Source organism: Pedobacter fastidiosus, from assembly GCF_014306625.1.
GTDB lineage: Bacteria > Bacteroidota > Bacteroidia > Sphingobacteriales > Sphingobacteriaceae > Pedobacter > Pedobacter fastidiosus.
In genome coordinates this window covers 1-18,399 of the sequence record NZ_JACRYL010000008.1, presented here as the reverse complement: position 1 = coordinate 18,399, position 18,399 = coordinate 1, and the positions used below count along the sequence as shown (strand labels likewise).

Annotated in this window: 15 protein-coding genes and 3 tRNA genes; 6 read left to right on the top strand and 12 right to left on the bottom strand. The window is 35.9% G+C overall.

The window, feature by feature from the left end; translation table 11 throughout:
- Positions 1 to 20 precede the first annotated feature (20 nt).
- Positions 21 to 614, top strand: a complete 594-nt coding sequence (locus H7U22_RS10140; RefSeq protein WP_187071248.1) for a 2OG-Fe(II) oxygenase — start codon at positions 21 to 23, stop codon at positions 612 to 614.
- Here the strand turns inward: H7U22_RS10140 and H7U22_RS10135 are convergent.
- The 4 genes from H7U22_RS10135 to H7U22_RS10120 are packed head-to-tail and all read right to left on the bottom strand — an operon-like array spanning position 611 to position 7,380.
- Positions 611 to 1,549 (bottom strand): helix-turn-helix domain-containing protein, encoded by a 939-nt coding sequence (locus H7U22_RS10135; protein WP_187071247.1) that lies wholly within the window; start codon positions 1,547 to 1,549, stop codon positions 611 to 613. The two genes, H7U22_RS10140 and H7U22_RS10135, sit on opposite strands and share 4 nt — an antisense overlap.
- A 27-nt stretch (positions 1,550 to 1,576) precedes the next feature.
- A complete protein-coding gene (locus tag H7U22_RS10130) occupies positions 1,577 to 2,677 on the bottom strand; it encodes an efflux RND transporter periplasmic adaptor subunit (RefSeq protein WP_187071246.1) in 1,101 nt (366 codons plus the stop codon).
- Between the two features lie 13 nt (positions 2,678 to 2,690).
- Complete coding sequence (locus H7U22_RS10125) at positions 2,691 to 5,975, bottom strand: efflux RND transporter permease subunit (RefSeq protein WP_187071245.1); 3,285 nt, start codon at positions 5,973 to 5,975, stop codon at positions 2,691 to 2,693.
- Positions 5,976 to 5,988: 13 nt separating this feature from the next.
- Complete coding sequence (locus H7U22_RS10120; RefSeq protein WP_187071244.1) at positions 5,989 to 7,380, bottom strand: TolC family protein; 1,392 nt, start codon at positions 7,378 to 7,380, stop codon at positions 5,989 to 5,991.
- Positions 7,381 to 7,716: 336 nt separating this feature from the next.
- Here H7U22_RS10120 and H7U22_RS10115 point away from each other — a divergent pair, with 336 nt between their 5' ends.
- On the top strand, positions 7,717 to 8,136 hold the full coding sequence (locus H7U22_RS10115) for an SRPBCC family protein (protein WP_187071243.1): 420 nt from the start codon (positions 7,717 to 7,719) through the stop codon (positions 8,134 to 8,136).
- Between the two features lie 565 nt (positions 8,137 to 8,701).
- Here H7U22_RS10115 and H7U22_RS10110 read toward each other — a convergent pair.
- Positions 8,702 to 8,863 carry a hypothetical protein gene (locus tag H7U22_RS10110; protein WP_187071242.1) on the bottom strand — a complete coding sequence of 54 codons (162 nt, stop codon included), beginning with the start codon at positions 8,861 to 8,863 and terminating at the stop codon, positions 8,702 to 8,704.
- A gap of 212 nt (positions 8,864 to 9,075) precedes the next feature.
- On the opposite strand from H7U22_RS10110, the gene H7U22_RS10105 reads away from it, so the two are divergent.
- Positions 9,076 to 11,097, top strand: coding sequence for a M3 family metallopeptidase (locus H7U22_RS10105; RefSeq protein ID WP_187071241.1), 2,022 nt, complete (start codon positions 9,076 to 9,078; stop codon positions 11,095 to 11,097).
- A gap of 267 nt (positions 11,098 to 11,364) precedes the next feature.
- Here H7U22_RS10105 and H7U22_RS10100 read toward each other — a convergent pair whose 3' ends face one another.
- Positions 11,365 to 11,883 carry a protease gene (locus H7U22_RS10100; RefSeq protein ID WP_187071240.1) on the bottom strand — a complete coding sequence of 173 codons (519 nt, stop codon included), beginning with the start codon at positions 11,881 to 11,883 and terminating at the stop codon, positions 11,365 to 11,367.
- 260 nt (positions 11,884 to 12,143) lie between these two features.
- Between H7U22_RS10100 and H7U22_RS10095 the strand changes: the two genes are divergently transcribed.
- The 3 genes from H7U22_RS10095 to H7U22_RS10085 all read left to right on the top strand — a co-directional run bounded on the left by H7U22_RS10095 (position 12,144) and on the right by H7U22_RS10085 (position 16,133).
- Positions 12,144 to 13,148, top strand: coding sequence for an LLM class flavin-dependent oxidoreductase (locus H7U22_RS10095; protein ID WP_187071239.1), 1,005 nt, complete (start codon positions 12,144 to 12,146; stop codon positions 13,146 to 13,148).
- A 111-nt stretch (positions 13,149 to 13,259) separates the two neighbouring features.
- On the top strand, positions 13,260 to 13,454 hold the full coding sequence (locus H7U22_RS10090) for a Sec-independent protein translocase subunit TatA/TatB (protein ID WP_187071238.1): 195 nt from the start codon (positions 13,260 to 13,262) through the stop codon (positions 13,452 to 13,454).
- A 135-nt stretch (positions 13,455 to 13,589) separates the two neighbouring features.
- A complete protein-coding gene (locus H7U22_RS10085) occupies positions 13,590 to 16,133 on the top strand; it encodes a glycoside hydrolase family 38 C-terminal domain-containing protein (RefSeq protein ID WP_187071237.1) in 2,544 nt (847 codons plus the stop codon).
- Positions 16,134 to 16,140: 7 nt separating this feature from the next.
- On the opposite strand, the gene H7U22_RS10080 is transcribed toward H7U22_RS10085, so the two are convergent.
- The 6 genes from H7U22_RS10080 to H7U22_RS10055 form a co-directional block, all read right to left on the bottom strand.
- Positions 16,141 to 16,211 (bottom strand) — tRNA-Cys (locus H7U22_RS10080).
- A 194-nt stretch (positions 16,212 to 16,405) separates the two neighbouring features.
- Positions 16,406 to 16,795 carry a c-type cytochrome gene (locus H7U22_RS10075; RefSeq protein ID WP_187071236.1) on the bottom strand — a complete coding sequence of 130 codons (390 nt, stop codon included), beginning with the start codon at positions 16,793 to 16,795 and terminating at the stop codon, positions 16,406 to 16,408.
- A 270-nt stretch (positions 16,796 to 17,065) separates the two neighbouring features.
- Positions 17,066 to 17,317, bottom strand: coding sequence for a GIY-YIG nuclease family protein (locus H7U22_RS10070; RefSeq protein ID WP_187071235.1), 252 nt, complete (start codon positions 17,315 to 17,317; stop codon positions 17,066 to 17,068).
- Between the two features lie 142 nt (positions 17,318 to 17,459).
- A complete protein-coding gene (locus H7U22_RS10065) occupies positions 17,460 to 17,711 on the bottom strand; it encodes a GIY-YIG nuclease family protein (protein WP_187071234.1) in 252 nt (83 codons plus the stop codon).
- Between the two features lie 74 nt (positions 17,712 to 17,785).
- A tRNA-Leu gene (locus H7U22_RS10060) sits at positions 17,786 to 17,870 on the bottom strand.
- 52 nt (positions 17,871 to 17,922) lie between these two features.
- A tRNA-Gly gene (locus tag H7U22_RS10055) sits at positions 17,923 to 17,998 on the bottom strand.
- Positions 17,999 to 18,399 lie beyond the last annotated feature (401 nt).

Sequence of the window (18,399 nt, the reverse complement as noted above, 5' to 3'; positions counted from 1 at the left end):
TAAGGTAATCGCGATCTCGTTTGGAGAAAATATTTGACACGCTTATAGACAGTTTTATTAAAGATGAAGTTGGTATTGCAGATAACTTTCTAAGTATTTCTTTAGCTTCCCATTTAAAAGAAAATCTAATAAATTTATTTAACGAGAAAAAACTACTCACCGCAGGGATTGGAAATAATTTGATAATTAATCAAAATAAACTGATTAGAGGTGATGTAATTTATTGGTTGGATAGAAAACATGGAAATCAACACGAAAATGATTTTTTTGATCTGATGGATAAATTCATACTTTATTTAAACAGTACTTGTTATACGGGAATTACGGGTTACGAGTTCCATTATACCCTGTATGAATCAGGAGCGTTCTACAAAAAACATATCGATCAGTTTCAAAACAATGGAAGCAGGCAATACTCTATGGTAATGTATTTAAACGAAGATTGGCTGGCTAAAGATGGGGGTGAACTCTGTATTCATCATGAAAATTCTTTGCAAAATATCTCACCAGAAAATGGAAAAAGCGTGTTTTTTAAAAGCGCTGAATTGGAACATGAAGTTTTGGTAACCAATAAGCAGAGAATGAGTATAACGGGCTGGTTAAAAATTAATTAGCTCCTGAAAGATTTCGGCGTAGACTGCATTTGGCGTTTGAAAAAAATATTAAAATTTGCCGGATATTCAAAACCTAAGCAATAGGCAATTTGCGAAATATTCCATTCCGTATGCTTTAACAAAGCGACTGCTTCGGTCGTTATTCTTTTAGAGATATGTTCTGAAGTTGTTTTACCAGTAACTTCTTTAACCGCATGATTTAAATGATTAACATGAACTGAAAGTCTTGCGGCAAAATCATGAGCGGTTTTTAATTCTAAAACGTGTTCTGTTGAGCCAATAGGAAATTGTCTTTCTAAAAGTTCGATAAACAGAGCAGTAAGCCTTACCGATGCATTATTTTGCTTAAAAGTTATACCCAAAGGCTGAACTTTTAATGCTTCATGTGCAAGTAGTTGCACATAATTACGCAACAAATCATATTTATGGATATAGTCACCATCCATCTCTTTCATCATTTTGCAGAAAATCCCTTTTAAGGTTTCTTCCTGTTCGGCATCAACATGAATAACCGGACTATCGTTTATTTTCCAAAGAAGAGAATCTCTTAAGCTTTCGTTTCTATTGTGAATAAAGTTTTCGGTAAAGAGACAGAAATATCCGGCTGGTTTTGGAGATGTGCTTTCCCATGAATATGGAATATTTGGATTGGTAAATAATAAAGCCCTTCCGTTTATTTCAATTTGAGCATCAGAATAATGCAAAATCCCATTGCCAACAATTAGCGATATTTTATAAAAATCGCGTCTGCTAAATGCCGAAGGCATATTGGTACAAACAACCGCTCGGTTAAAAACATTGAAGTGCCCAATATCATTGATCATGCCCAAGCTTGGCGTAGGGATTTCTGGACGCGTAATTTTTAAACGATTATAAAAATCCTCTAGCGTTTCCTTTTTACTTAATGTAGAAAGCTCCTGATGCTTAGTTAACATAATCCTAAATGCTTGTTACTAACAAATTTAAGATTTAATCGCCATTCCTTCATGCATTTCCTCTGTCGGTTCTGCAACTAATTTGTCACCTTCTGTTAAATTTCCAAAAACCTCAACTTTATCATCCGTTTCCCTTCCTTTTTTTACTGAAACTTTTACCGCTTTACCATCAACTACTTTCAGTATAAAATAACCTTCACTGGTATCCAGCAGTGATTTTTTAGAAATAATAAAAGTGCTTGCATTTGCAGGTAATGGAATATTAACCTCCGCAACCATACCCGGGAGAAGAGCTTTGCTCGCGTTTGGAACATCCATTTCTACCCGTTCAGAGCGTAAACGACTATCTAAAGCGCCTGACATTCTTTTTACTTTGGCTTTAAAAGTTTGACTTGGAATCGATTTTACAGTAAAACTTACTTCATCACCATCTTTTAAATAACCGGTATAAACTTCAGGAATTGAAACTGCTAAACGTAAATTCTTTTGATCTTGCAAAGTAAATAAAGGCAAATCAGAACCTTTACCCGACGGACCAACATAAGCACCTAGATTTACATTTCTTGCGGAAATAATTCCGCTAAATGGTGCTCTAATTGTTAGGTAGTCTTGAACAGAGCCCACTTCTCTAACAGATGCTTTGGCCGCGTCAAGTTGAGCTAAATCAGAATTTCTTCTCGCCATGGCTTGGTCTAAATCATTTGTCGAAATGGTTCCCGGGGTTTTACTAGTTTCGTATAAGCGATTATAATTTGCTTTGCTTGCGGTGTAAATTGCTTCTTGAGCTTTAAGTTTTGATTGTGCTGCAGCAAACTGAGAAGTCATTTCTGGTGCTTCTAATGTTATTAGTATTTGGCCTCTCGTTACTTCTGAGCCAATATCAACTTTTAAGGTTTTAACAAAACTGCTCACTTTTGCATATAAATCTACTTGCTGTAATGCAATTAATTCGCCGGGTAAGCTTAATGAAGTTGATAATTTATCTTTTTTCAAATCGAACGTTGCAATTGCTACATCCTTTTCTTTTTTGGCGTCGACTTTGGTTTCTGAATTGCCACAGCCATAAATTGCCGTTATAAATGCTAAACTTGTACCTAATAATACTTTTGAGAATATCTTCGTTTTCATTTGTGATGATAATTTATTCGTTTTCTTCTAAACCTTTAATGTAGTGAATGCTTTCTTCGTCTTCTGGATCCAGCGACATTGAATTAGTAGTTTCTTTACCCTGAACCCAAGCAAACACAAGTGGCAAAATAATTAATACGGCAAATGTAGATGCCAATAACCCACCAATAACTGATCTGCCCAGTGGAGAAACTGCGCCACCACCCTCGCCATGGCCAATTGCCATTGGTAACATACCTGCAATCATGGCTATACTCGTCATTATAATTGGGCGCAAACGTAAAGCGGCGGCCTCCCTGGCAGATTGTAAAGCGTTGCCATTATGTTTTCTTAATTGCTCTGCGTTGGTAATCAGTAAAACTGCATTGGCTATTGAAACGCCAACAGACATGATTATACCCATATAAGATTGAAGATTTAACGTTGATCCGGTAATTGTTAAAAGTAACAAAGAACCTAAAATTACAGCAGGAACGGTTGCCAAAATAACCAATGGAACTTTAAAAGATTGAAAGTTTGCCGCTAGCATTAAAAAGATTACCACAATGGCAACCAATAAACCAGATTGTAAACTATCTAAAGTCTCCGTTAAAACTTTGCTTAAGCCAACTGCAGAAACGTTTAAACCGCGTGGCAATTCGCCAACATCTTTTATCGCTTTTGCAACGTCTTTTGATGCTGTTCCCAAATCTTTATGGTAAAGATTTGCAGTTACAGAAAGGAATGGCATTGCTCCAATATTATCGTTTTCGCCGTAAGTTGTGTCAGGCGTAATTTTAGCTACATCGCTTAAAACAGGTCTCGAAGCATTTTTTAACAGCGGTATTTCACCAATATCATCTTTGGTCGTCATTTGATTAAGCGGAACCTGAACCTGCACATTATAAGGAAGCGCACTCTTTTCATCAAGCCAAATATTTTTATCCGTATAACGGGATGAAGAAGTGGAGGCAATAAGAGATCTAGAAATATCGGCCATATCTATTCCAATTTGCGCAGCTCGGGTTCTATCGACATCAATGTTTAGTGAAGGATATTTAATTGGCTGAGCGATTTGAACATCCCTCATGTAAGGAATTTCCTTTAATTCGGATAGAATTTTATTCGCATACTTTTCGTTTAGTTTCTTGTTTTTTCCGGCAATTCTGACTTCCACAGGAGTAGGGGAACCTTGGCTTAAAACTTTATCGGTTAATTCTATTGGTTCGAAAGAAAGTTTAACATCCGGTAAAACACTTTTAATTTTTTCTCTGAATTTATCTTTGAAATCATCCATGTCTGCTTCATAATCTTTCAAGCTAACCTGAAAAACTGCTTCATGTGGGCCAGCCATAAATTGGTAAATGGGATTTACCGAATATTGCGCAGGATGCTGACCAATATAAACAGATGAAATGCCAACGTGTTCAGCTCCAACCATTTTTTTAAGTTCGGCTAAAACTACATTTGCTTTTTCTTCCGTTCGTTCTAAACGTGTTCCATCGGGCGCACGTAATCGCAATTGAAATTGGCTAGAATTAACTCTAGGTAAAACATCTCGACCGATATTTAACAATAGTAATGCGGCTAAGCCAATTATCGAGACTAAATAAATTAAAACAACTGGTTTTCGGTAAGGTAAAATTCGATCGAGAAAACGCATAAAACGGTTTCTAAATTTATCAAAAAAGCCAATTTTACCATTGCCACTAAAATCTTCTCTTTCTACGAGAACTCTTTTCTGGTTCAAGGTATCTTTTTCCGATTCTATTGGGATTCCAGTCGCTTGGAAATCAGCATCATCCTGAGTAATTCCTGGATGATTTTCACTTCCCTTTTTAGGATGCGCAACCATTAACCAATTTGCCATAATGGGCACAAAGGTTTGCGATAGTAAAAACGAAACGACCATTGAAAAGCCGATTGCCAATGCTAAGGGTAAAAATAGCGCACCAGGAATCCCTGTCATGGTAAATGCAGGAGCAAAAACTGCAAGGATACAGAACAGAATTAAAAGTTTTGGGAAAGCGATTTCTTTACAAGCATCCCAAATGGCGAGCGCCTTCGGTTTTCCCATATCAAAATGCTGGTGAATATTTTCTATCGTTACGGTAGATTCATCAACTAAAATCCCAATGGCTAAGGCTAAACCGCTCAAAGTCATGATGTTGATGGTTTGTCCGAACAGCTTTAAGAAAAGCACCCCTGCAATAATCGATGTTGGAATGGTTAAAATTACAATTAAGGCAGCTCGTTTATCGCCTAAGAAAAGCAAAACCATTAAGCCTGTTAAAATAGCGCCGATTGCACCCTCGCTGACCAGACTTTTTACTGCATTAATTACATAAACGGATTGATCAAACTCATAAGAAAGTTTAACATCTTCGGGCAAGGAATTTTGAATGGTGGGCAGATTTTTCTTTAAATTTTTAACCACATCCCAAGTAGAAGCATCTCCAGATTTCGCAATACTTAAATACACCGATCGTTTGCCATTAATTAAGGCATAACCAGCAACTAAATCTGCCCCATCTTTAATTGTTGCAACATCGCGAAGCTGTAAATTTTGAACGCCACCTTTAAATAAAGGAATATTCTCGAAATCCTTAACTTTTTTAATGGTGTAATTTGTTGGGGTTATGTAGTTTTTATCTCCAATTCTAATGTTTCCTGATGGAGCCGTTTGATTATTTAATCTAATGGCTTCTACAACCTGATCGACCGTTAAATTATGCGAACGAAGTAGGGAGGGGTTTACATTAATTTCTATCGTTCTCGGACTTCCACCAAATGGAGCTGGAGATAATAAACCAGGAATTGAAGAAAACCCTGGGCGCACATAGGTATTGGCTAAGTCTTGTAATTCATTATTATTTCTAATGGAGCTGCTCAGTACCAATTGGCCAACTGGGAGGGAAGAAGCATCAAATCGAATTACAAAGGGAGGCTGAGAACCCGGTGGGAAAATTGCCTGTGCCCGATTAGATAGCGCACTCAATTCTGCGGCCGCTTGTGCCATATTTGTGCCTTCGTAATACGTTAATTTCATCAGCATCAAACCTTGAGTATTCTTGGTTTCAATGCTTTTAATCCCATTTGCAAAAAGCAAGATGTTAACGTATTGCTTTCCAAAATAAGCCTCCATTTGATTAGGTGTGTAGCCACCAAAAGGGTGCGCTATATAAATCACCGGGAGATTCATCTGTGGTAAAATATCCACTTTGATTTGATTGATGGCGCCAATCCCAAAAAAGAATAATCCTGCAACTAAAACTAAGATAGAAATGGGTTTTCGGAGTGCGAAACGTATTAAGTTCATTTATATAGCAAGATTAAAATTCGTTGATAAATATGTCGTAATTTCCTAAAGCAGCAGATTTTAAAAGGAGTGCTTGCCAAACATTTGTGTAGGCAATATCTCTATCTGTTTCGGCTCGGTTTAGTGTGAAAAGTGTTTGGGTAAGATCAACAAGTGTAGTTAGGCCGTTTTTGTATAAGGTGCTTTTTTGTAGGTAAGCATCAGATGCGGCTTTAACCTGAATTGGCGCTTCATTGTAATTATCAAGCGCATTTTTAAGTTTTGCATCTGCTAGCGCTAACTGCGCTTTAAGTTGCTGATCTACTAGTTCATACTCATCTTTTAAACCTTCGCTTATATATTGTTGAGCACGAACCTGAGGATGATTTCGAAGAATTGTGGTTAAGTTCCAAGTCATTCCTATTCCAATCAAATAGTTTCCTCTTGTTGGGTTTATTCCATCTGTATAACTTGTAGAATATGCTGTTTGATCTAGCGCATAACCGGTGCTGAAACCAGAGCCACGACCTTGCATAACGCCAAACAAGGAGAAAGTTGGAAAGTAAAGCCGTTTAAAATAACTCGTTTGCTCGTTACTAACATCAATTCTATTTTGATAATATTTTAATAAAGGATGGGTTGATTTGATAGTCGTATCACTTATTAAATCAGTTGGAATTCTACTGATGGAGGCTGTATCTAACTCGTAATCCGTGGCAGTTAAACCCATCAATACACCTAATCTATTTGCTTGTTCTTGCTCTAAATCCTTCGCCTTGGTTAAGGCAATTTTCGCACTTGAAACTTCTGCTTTGGCGAAGGACGAATCTACACCGGCAATTAGGCCGTTTTTAGCTCTAATAACTGCAGTATTTTTAAAGGTGATTGCTCTATTAAGATTCTTTTGCTGAGATTTAGTTAATCGCTGTGCTGCCAACAAATTTAAATAAGCTGCAGAAACTCTAATTTCTTGCTGGAATTTTTCTTGCTCTAAATCATTTTGATCTCTTTTGTAAGCTGCATCGGCAATTTTTATGCGCTGTTTAATTCTCCCGAAAGTAAAAAAGTCCCAGTTAACATTAGCCAAATACAGTGCACCAAATGCTGCATTCCAATTTTGCTTATCCAAAGCAGGCCCAGAAGATGCAGTTCCTAATCCACCTAAACCATATTGTGGGCCATTTTGGCCATTAATGGTTCCATAATCTTGTTGTGCACTAAGATTAAAGTTTGGAAGGTACTCTCTTTTGGTCTGTTGAATTATTGCCTTAGAAGCATTGGCATAATTATTCTTTGCTTTTATGGTTCCATAATTACTTAATGCTGTATTTACAGCCTGCTTAAGCGTTAGGGTTTGGGCATTTGCAGATAAAAAACCGATAAAAAATAGACAAATAGCAAGATAAGATTTGGGTGTTCGGGGCATAGTGTATAAATTACACCGCAAATTTATATTATGGTTGCAATATCCAAGTATTCCTTTCAAATCAAAAATTATGCGAATCAAATAATATTCGAATTGTTACGTTAAAATAATTTGAATTCTAATCAGTAAATGAAGTTAGCATTCTAAAATTGATTTGTAACTAGCCGAAAATTAGATCGCTTAACTCAAACCTCCTCCAATAATTAAAAATGCAAATTGGCAAATTGTTATCAATTCATTTGTAGCACAATATTCCACCTTAATTTGTCGTGATTACCCCATTCGGGATGTTGTAAGTTCTCTTATCTTTATAGCAACAATTTAAATGAATAAAAAATGGAGAATAGAACACCAATAACAGTTAGCGCAAGTATTAATGCAACCGTTGAAAAGGTTTGGGAATTTTGGAACAATCCAGAACACATTAAAAATTGGGCTTTTGCATCTGCAGATTGGCATGCGCCAAAAGCAGAAAATGATTTGCATATAGGTGGTAAATTTTCGACAACAATGGCCGCTAAAGATGGTAAAATGAGCTTTGATTTCGGCGGAACTTATACTGCAGTTGAAGAAAATAAGTTAATTGAGTATACTTTAGCCGATGATAGAAGAGTAAAAATTGTTTTCGAAGCAGATGGAGATAAAACGCTGGTTACCGAAACTTTCGATGCTGAGGAAACCAATCCCGTTGAGATGCAACAAATTGGCTGGCAGGCCATTCTAAATAATTTCAAGAAACTTGCTGAAGAAAATTAAATAATATGATTGGGGGGATTTGCCGGAAAAATCGGCATTTTTTATCTCTTGGTCAGGAGGCTAAAAATACCACCCCCTTTAATTCCCCCGCCACCGGGGGAGATGGGCGCACTACCTGCGAATCGCATATAGTAAAATGGGTTTCCTTTTTTATCCACATCGCTATCGGCACTTTGTATCCCCCTCTGGGGTTGGCAATGGGAGGTTTGTTTTCGAAATAATTCTCCCGCAGATAAAAAGGATTTACGCTGATGAAGTTATTTTGACAATCTGCTAGGATCTTTTATCTCTTGGTAAGGAGGCTAAAAATACCACCCCCTTTAATTCCCCCGCCAGCGGGGGAGATGGGCGCACTACCTGCGAATCGCATATAGTAAAATGGGTTTCCTTTTTTATCCACATCGCTATTGCACTTTGTATCCCCCTCTGGAGGGGGCAAGGGGGAGGTTTTGCTTTCCAAATGAATATCCTGTAAATTAAAAAAATACGTTAATGAAGAGATAACAAACAACAAAGCCACTCATATTTAATATGAATGGCTTTGTTAATATAATTTGCGAGAATTTTACTTTTTTATAATTGAAATGCTTCTTCCATTTACCAGTACTACATAGTATTTATCGTTATCGACAAGTTTCTGTATGGTTACCGAATTTTCATCAGAATCTTTATGATCATGACCAAATTTTATGAGAGCTGGTTGCGATTTATAATAGTTTACATTCATGATGATTTCTACTTGGTTACATTTATAGAACGGATAAAAGCTGTAAATGTTTTACTTGGGTTAAATTAACTGATTTTCTCGAATTTTATTTGATCATTAATAATAATGAATTGACAATAAGCATAATACACATTACATTCTAAATTGGTTGCCAGCAAGAAATTTTCCTCTTTATTTCTTACTTTTAACGTAAGCTTAACTTTATATAATTCATGAAAAAAATATCTTATTTGCCCATGCTGGCTTTATTGGTTATTATGGGGTCTTGTAACAACAAAAAAACTGCTGATGAAAGCAGTGATACATTCTCTTCTTCAAATCCTTTTTTTAAGGCGAGCGAACTCGCCTTTCAAGCTCCTGCATTCGATAAAATAAAAAGTGGAGATTTCAAGCCGGCATTAGAAGAAGGCATGAAGCAACAAATGGTTGAGATTAATAAAGTAGCCAACCAAGCGGAGGCCCCAACATTTAAAAATACAATTTTAGGGATTGAGAAAAGCGGGCAATTGTTAGGGCGTGTAAATATGGTTTTTACTTTGCTTACTGGTGCAAATACCAATCCAGATTTACAAAAAGTTAAAGAAGAAGAGGCCCCTAAATTAACAGCCAATACAGATGCGATTTACTTAAATACTAAGTTATTTAAACGTGTAGAAGCTGTTTTTCAGCAAAAAGATAAACTTAAATTAGATGCAGAATCACTTCGTTTATTGGAATATTATTATCAAAAATTTGAACTGGCCGGTGCCAAATTATCCGAAACGGATAAAGAGAAGCTTAAAGAATTGAATAAAGAAGAATCATCTTTAAGTGCAAAATTCACTGCTCAATTACAAGCTGCAGGCAAGGGCTTAAAAAACACCACCCAACAGCCAGAATTGCAATCGATGACGGATCGATCTAAACGCGAAAAGTTATTTAATGATTCTTGGAATCGTGCAGAGAAGGGTGATGCAAATGATACCCGAAAAAATATTTCAAGAATTGCCCAAATCCGAGCTTCTCAAGCACAGTTATTAGGTTTTAAAAACTACGCATCGTGGAAACTCAAAAATCAAATGGCAAAAACACCAGAAGCAGTCGAAGAATTTTTTAGCAAAGTTATTCCTGCAGCAACAGCGAAAGCAAAAGGTGAAGCTGCGGATATTCAAGCTGTAATCGATCAGCAAAAGGGTGGCTTTAAAGTTGAGCCGTGGGACTGGGATTTTTATGCAGAACAGGTTCGCAAGGCGAAATATGATTTGGATGAGAATGAAGTTAAGCCTTATTTCGAATTGAATAAAGTTTTAGAAAATGGTGTGTTTTATGCGGCCAACCAACTTTATGGAATCAGTTTTAAGGAGCGTAAAGATTTGCCTGTTTATCAGGAAGATGTTCGTGTTTTTGATGTTTTGGATAAAGATGGAAGTCAGTTGGGTTTATTCTATTGCGATTATTACAAGCGAGATAATAAAGACGGTGGCGCTTGGATGGACAATCTTGTGCCTCAATCTAAATTATTTGGCACTAAACCGGTAATTTATAATGTATGTAATTTTGCCAAACCAGAAGCTGGAAAGCCAGCATTAATCAGTTTTGATGATGTAACTACAATGTTCCATGAATTTGGACATGGCTTACACGGATTGTTCGCAAATCAGCAATATCCGAGTCTTTCGGGTACTAACGTGGCTCGCGATTACGTAGAATTTCCATCGCAATTTAACGAGCATTGGGCATCTGATCCAAAAGTATTAAAAAACTACGCAGTTCATTATCAAACGGGTGCTCCAATGCCACAGACACTGTTAGATAAAATTAAAAAAGCAAGTGCATTCAATCAGGGTTATATTTTTACTGAGGCTTTAGCAGCTGCAGATTTAGATATGCAATGGCATACCATTCCTGCAGGAGCACCTTTGCAAGACGTTGATAAATTCGAAACTGAGGCTTTAAAGAAAACAAATCTTAATTTATCTTATGTTCCGCCTCGTTATAGATCGAGCTATTTCTTGCATATTTGGAGCAATGGTTATGCGGCGGGTTACTATGCTTACAGCTGGACTTCCATGCTCGAAAATGATGCATTCTCTTGGTTTCAAGAAAATGGTGGCTTATCTAGAGCAAATGGGCAACGTTTCCGTGATTTAATTTTATCAAAAGGAAATACGGAAGATTTGGGTAAAATGTTTTTTAATTTTAGAGGACACAATCCAGATATCAAGCCAATGCTTAGAAAAAGAGGCTTATTATAATAAATAGCAGCCTTGATTTTTTATTTACTTCAAATTTATAATTTGGAAATTTATGGTTCTGTAATCCTTTGCCGATTGTAGCCCTATTTTTCGCTAAATCCCCGATAGAAAAATCGGGGGATACCGCTTCAACCAGGTTTAAGATGGATGGATTTTTCTCAAATTCTAGGCGATAGCCATTGATCGATGAATTTTTGCTTTGACAACTTTACTAACGTTTTAAAAGAGTTGTCAAAGCATAATCCATTTATATTTATAAGAATAAAACTAATGAATGTCCTCGTAAACAAAAGTCACTGTATCTTTCGATACCAAACCGCTCATATTGCCACCATTGTAAACGACTTTATAGCTTGATCCTTTTTTTAAATCATACGCCTTAAGCAAATCTGCATTCCCAACTAAACTATCTCCAGGTTCCACTTTTGAGTAACTATCAGCAGGTGGAGGCATAATTCTTTTAGCCATGGGGCCTTTATAAGCCACTTGTTCACCTTTTTCATCAGTAATGTCTAAATATTTACTCATTAATGGCTCAAATGGTGTGTGCCAAATACAGAAACTTTTAAGAGCTTGGGTATTGTTGTAAACAACAAACCTCATTACCAATGGATCGCCTTGTATAACTTTGCCATTTATAGCAATTTTTGCTACAAGAGAATCACTTGCCATTGTTGAGTCTGTTTTTGCTCCAGCATTTAGATCACTTCCCGTACTTCTGGTTGCCTGACTACAGGCCGAGAATAATAAAAGTAAAGCGGGTACAATTAATTTAATGTTTTTCATTTGTAAGTATTTGTTTTAATTGAGAAGTTAACATCAGTTTTTTTAAAAACGGTTATTTTTATATAAGCAAAGGAACGACGATATTGTTTGATAAAACATCATTCTATCTTAATAAATCGATTTTGTAAATTTTAAACTAAGGAAAAATTTATAGGATTAAGCCAAATGTATACTTACCGTCATAAGTATTCGGAAATTGAAAGTTTGCCATAATTACCAATATTTTTGTGCTTCTTATTTGTTTAATTCCCTGTAATAATATGAACGAAGACGTTTTAAAAAATATACCATACTCAATTCTTGATCTTGCAACCGTATTAGATGGAGAAACTCCTGCAGATACATTTCCAAAGAGTCTTGAACTCGCTCGGCAATCAGAAGAATTGGGTTACACTCGCTATTGGTTTGCAGAACATCATAATATGGCGAGTGTAGCCAGTTCTGCAACCGCAGTTTTAATCGGTTATATTGCAAACGGAACCAAAACCATTCGTGTAGGTTCTGGCGGAATTATGCTTCCAAACCATTCGCCACTTATCGTTGCAGAACAGTTTGGAACACTGGCATCTCTTTATCCAAACCGAATAGATTTAGGATTAGGCAGGGCACCTGGAACCGATCAGGTTACTGCTATGGCGATAAGAGGAGAGAATTTTAACGCTGCACATAATTTCCCTAAAGATGTGGAGAGGCTTCAAAGGTTATTTTCAAAAGAAAACAGCAACAGTAATGTTCGTGCTATTCCCGGAGAAGGACTAGATATTCCAATATGGATTTTAGGTTCGAGTACCGATAGCGCAAAACTTGCAGCCGAAAAGGGTTTGCCTTATGCATTTGCAAGTCACTTTGCACCAGCCTATTTTGAACAAGCAATAGCGCTTTATAAAGCTAATTTTAAACCTTCCCAATATTTAAAGGAACCTTATGTAATTGCTTGTGTAAATGTAGTTGTTGCAGATACCGATCAAGAGGCCGAAAGATTATCGAGCTCTGTTAAGCAAATGTTTTTAGGCGTAATAACAGGAAAAAGAAGTTTGTTAAAACCACCTGTAGATAATATTGACGATGTTTGGAGTGTTTATGAGAAAGAAGCAGTGGAGCAAATGCTGGCCTATTCTTTCATTGGGGATCCTGAAACAATTAAAGAAAAACTTAGTGGTTTTGTTGATTTTTATGGCGTAAACGAAGTAATGGCTACCTCTCATATTTTTGATTTTAAAGCAAAACTTTATTCCAATAAACTGTTTTCGACAATATTTGCTTAGACTTTAATTTTATTTTCCGAAACGAGAACCATAAGGGCAAGTTCCACGTATATTATGTATGTTCCCACCATTAAGGGACTCATTTTTTAAAACCCTCTAAACTAAAAAACAATGTTAAATGCAACAACAGCAGCCATTCTTGGCGGACCGGAATTGATTATCGTAGGTGTAGCAATTCTGTTATTATTTGGCGGAAAGAAAATTCCTGAATTAATGAAAGGTTTAGGTAAAGGGATTAAAGAATTTAAAAACGGTCAAGAAGGTACTGATGAACACGTAGTTGTACAAAAAGAAGCAAAAATATAATAATAAAATATATCCTTATTTCTAAGCCTCTGATTTTAATCAGAGGCTTTTTGTTTGGAGTAGAAATTCTGATCACCAGATATTTTTGCTTAATTAGTAGGATAGAAGCTAAATATCCCTTCCAAATTTGTCCTAATGAATCGAAGTTTTTTACTATCTATTCTTTCATTGTTTCTTTTCCATCCATCTGTGGCGCAAAGAAGCTTTTTTATTGATGGATATCATGGCGGGATTTGGGGACATTACCCCAACCAATACACTGGTTTTATAGTAGAAAAATTAGATCAGAACCCGTTATGGAAAATTAATTTAGAAATAGAACCTGTTACTTGGGATTTTGTTCAGGAAAACGATTCACAAAACTATCTTCACTTTAAACAAATAGTTGAAAATCAATCCGTTTCAGGGAAGGTAGAATTCGTTAACCCCTCTTATGGACAGAGTTATCTTTTTAATCTTCAAGGAGAATCGGTAATTAGGCAATTTGAATATGGGATTAAGAAAATTAAATCTCATTTTCCAACAGCAGAATTTCATACCTACAGTTCGGAAGAGCCTTGCTTTACCAGCGCACTACCTCAAATATTAACTTCATTTGGTTATTCTTATGCATCGTTAAAAAATCCAAATACTTGTTGGGGGGGATATACTCGAGCTTTTGGAGGCGAACTAATAAACTGGATAGGTTCTGATGGCTCTACTTTATTAACAGTTCCTCGTTATGCAACAGAAGATTTACAGCCAAAATCTACTTGGCAAACTACGGCTTGGAACAATTCTAAAGCCTATAAGGAAAGCGCTTTTAAATATGGAATTTTAAACCCAATAGGGATGTGCTTGCAAGATGCAGGTTGGAAAAATGGCCCATGGCTTGGTGAGCCAAAAAACTTTAGCTACACAACTTGGCGAAATTATTTCCAAAACATTGCAGATAAGAAAAGTATAAAAACTTGGAAATTGAATCAAGAAGATCTTCAGGTGAGCTTAGTTTGGGGCGCTCAGATTTTGCAAAAACTTGCGCAAGAAACTAGGAGGGCAGAGAATAAAATTATTATGTCTGAGAAAATTGACGCAATAAATTCTATTTCAAATGCATCAACTTTTAATGTAGGGAAATTCGATTCGGCTTGGGAAAATTTATTGCTTGCACAGCATCACGATTCGTGGATTGTGCCATATAACATCGTTAATAAGGAAAAGAATTGGAATTGGGCTCAGCAAGTAAGTTACTGGGCAAAGAATTCAAATCAGATTTGCGATAGCATAGTATTGAAATCAATAGATCAAAAATCTGATAATGGGTTAAATTTTAGAGTTTATAACACCCAAGCTTACCCAAGAAATGAGGTAATTCGAATTAACTTTCCAAATAATTTAGAAAATCCACAGGTTTTTAATTCGAGTGGGGAATTCATAAAATCACAAATTATATTCAAAACCGATACGTCCGAGAGAAAAATACTTTTTCTAGCTAGTACACCTGCGATGGGGTTTTCTACGTTCAAAATTAAAGAAGCAAAAATCAAGGTCCACCAGCCTTATTCATCAATGGCGACGTTAATTGATGATAAATGTGTAATAAATACAAATCAGTATAAAATTATTTTTAATGCATCTAAAGGTGGTATTATAGAACAACTTATCGCAAAAAAAATCGATCAAAAAGATTTCGTTGCTTTAAAAGGCAAACGTTATTTTAATGAGATGCGAGGTTTCTTTTACAAAAAGAATATGTATGTTTCAAGTGCAGACAATCCTGCGAAGATTACCATTATAGAAAATGGCCCCATTGAGGTAAAACTAAAAATAGAAGGTAAAATCTCCATTCATAATTTTGTGCAGTTTATTACACTCACGCAAAATAGTGCGGTTATAGATGTTAAAACTGATGTGAATTGGGTAGGTAATCCAGGAATTGGGCAAGGTTATGCGCAAGAAAAAGGATGGAAAGCTGATGATTATAAGAAAGCATTTTATAATGATAGCTTGAAGTTTTTGGCGGTTTTTCCTTTGGCTGTAAGCAATCAAAAAGTTTTTAAAAATTCTGCTTTTGATGTAATGAAAAGTGGATTAAGCAATACTTTTTTTAATACTTGGGACAGCATAAAAAATAATTTAATTGTGAATTGGGTAGATGTTGTGGATAATAGTGGTAAATATGGGATAACTTTATTAAACGATCACACAACAAGCTATACTCATGATGAAAAAGGTGTTTTGGGTTTAACTTTGCAATATTCTGGAATGGGATTATGGGGGATAAATTATAAAATAGAAGGGGCTTCCAAGTATAATTATGCACTTATACCGCATCGAAATAATTGGGCTGGGGCAAATACTTGGACTCAAAGCATAAATTGGAATGAGCCTTTACAAGTATTCCAAGTTTCATCAAAATCAAAAACTGAAGAAACTTTATTTCAATTGAGCAGAACTGGGTACGAAATATCATCTGTCACCACAGAAAAGAAAACTATGTTGATTAGAATTTTCAATGCGAATGATGATCTAGGAAAGATTGCCTTAAATTTAAATGTTCCGATAAATAAAGCTGAATTAGTAGAACTAAATCATAAGAAAAAAGCTGATTTAACTTTAATTAGTCAGCGTAATGGCAAGAAAGTAATTCTATTGTCCATTCCTAAATTTGGGTTTAGAACAATTAAATTATACTTCTAAATTTTCGACGTCATGGACGGGATCGAACCGCCGTTGTAGGTTTTGCAGACCTTTACCTAACCACTCGGCCACATGACTATTCATTCATTTCAATGCATAATATAATGCTATTTGGAAAGAATAATCAAATATACAAATTAAATCTATAAAATCTATAGTTTAAGTAGTTTATCCTGTTAGGTCTATTCGTTAATGTGATTTATAGGAATGAGATATAATAAATTGAAGAATTGGAGGAGATTATTTAATTTGAAAAATTCTCTATCCATTAATTACTTGGCAGGCTCCGATTTTCCGTTATGGCAGGTTACGCAAGCAACAGCCATAAATGGCTTACCATCTTTCATTTCATTATGAAAATATTTTTTATTTATTTTCGCCGTCATCCTCATCATTTCTCTTGCTCTTTCCTTTTCTGGTTTTTCATCACTTGCAAAATCCATTTTTTTAGGATTATCTTTCATTGGAACATGACAAAATCCACATCGAACCCCAAGCGCCATTTTAAAATTATCCATCACTTTATCCAACTCCTCATGACTGATATTTTTAGGTAGAACTTTTAAGTTTTTTGCTTTTTGTTCTGGTGGGGGCATAAAAGCGCTGAGCGAAAATGCCAATCCAGAGATTAACGCAATTGCAATGGTTTTTTTGTAGTACATGTTTCGTTGGTTGTTATAAACGAATATAAGAAAAGAGATCTATTTTCTTCTCAATATCTCCTTGCAGCAAAAATTTTAATTTTCGGTATAGTTGATAATAATCTCAAACTTTTGCTGGATTGAAGGGTATAGACGGAATTTATTTTCTCTCTTAAACAAAAAAACCTTTCATTTCTGAAAGGTTTCTATTCGATTTTTTTGAAGTACTCAGAGCGGGAATCGAACCCGCACGCCTGTTAAGGGCATCCCGACTTTATGGTCGGGACGTGTCTAGTAGTTCTGTGTGTTAATCAGTGCCTCGATATATTTCCTGCTCTTTTTGGATTTGATTTCCAATTCTCTTCTTACTGCTTCGCTTCTTGTTGAGTAGCTTTCTTTATAGACAACCTCCCATGGCCCCTTATTTTTGGTGGCTACAACCTGCCCATGGTTGTGCCTCAGAATTCTTTTTATTAAATCTTCAGTATGACCAATATAAAATCTTCCACTTTTGCTGGATTGTAGGATATAGACTAAAAACATTCGAGAACAATTAAAAGGCCACAAACAAAAAAACCTTTCATTTCTGAAAGGTCTTCATTTCGATTTTTCTTTGAAGTACTCAGAGCGGGAATCGAACCCGCACGCCTTTTAAGGGCATCCCGACTTTATGGTCGGGACGTGTCTAGTACTTCTGTGTGTTAATCAGCGTCTCGATATATTTCCTGCTCTTTTTGGATTTGATTTCCAATTCTCTTCTTACTGCTTCGCTTCTTATTGAGTAGATCTCTTTATAGACAACCTCCCACGGTCCCTTGTTTTTGGTGGCTACAACCTGTCCGCTGTTGTGCCTCAGAATTCTTTTTATTAAATCTTCAGTATGACCGATATAAAATCTTCCATTTTTACTGGATTGAAGGATATAGACTAAAAACATACGACGACAATTAAAAGCTCCAAACAAAAAAACCTTTCATTTCTGAAAGGTTTCTATTCGATTTTTTTTTGAAGTACTCAGAGCGGGAATCGAACCCGCACGCCTGTTAAGGGCACAGGATTTTAAGTCCTGCGTGTCTACCAGTTCCACCATCTGAGCATCGAGCAGTTAAAGCTCTTAAAATAAATGCCTCCTGGTAGGAAGGCATTTATGGAGCGAAAGACGAGATTCGAACTCGCGACCCCGACCTTGGCAAGGTCGTGCTCTACCAACTGAGCTACTTTCGCAAAAAGGTCTACATTCGCTGTATTCCTTTGGGGTTGCAAATATAGAAATTTAACTTTCTAAATCAAAAATAATTAAATAAAAATTATAAACAAAAAACCTTTTATTTCTGAAAGGTTTCATTTCGATTTTTTTGAATTACATAGAATGTTGAATTTTTAGAACACCTGTCTGACTTCATGGAGGTATTAGAAAGGATTTTTGAGTAAAAGTTGCAACAAGAGACAGATGATTCAAAACAAGAGTAAAATTATGGTGTTCTAAAAATCTTTTTGTCCTATAGTTTGGGAAGTTTGTGAACACTAATTCGTAAATTTAATTTCAGCTTGGATAAACCGCTTCAAATTGACCCCTCTTCGCCAATCTAAAAAGTTCCCCTTAGCCGAGTTAATTTGATAAGGTT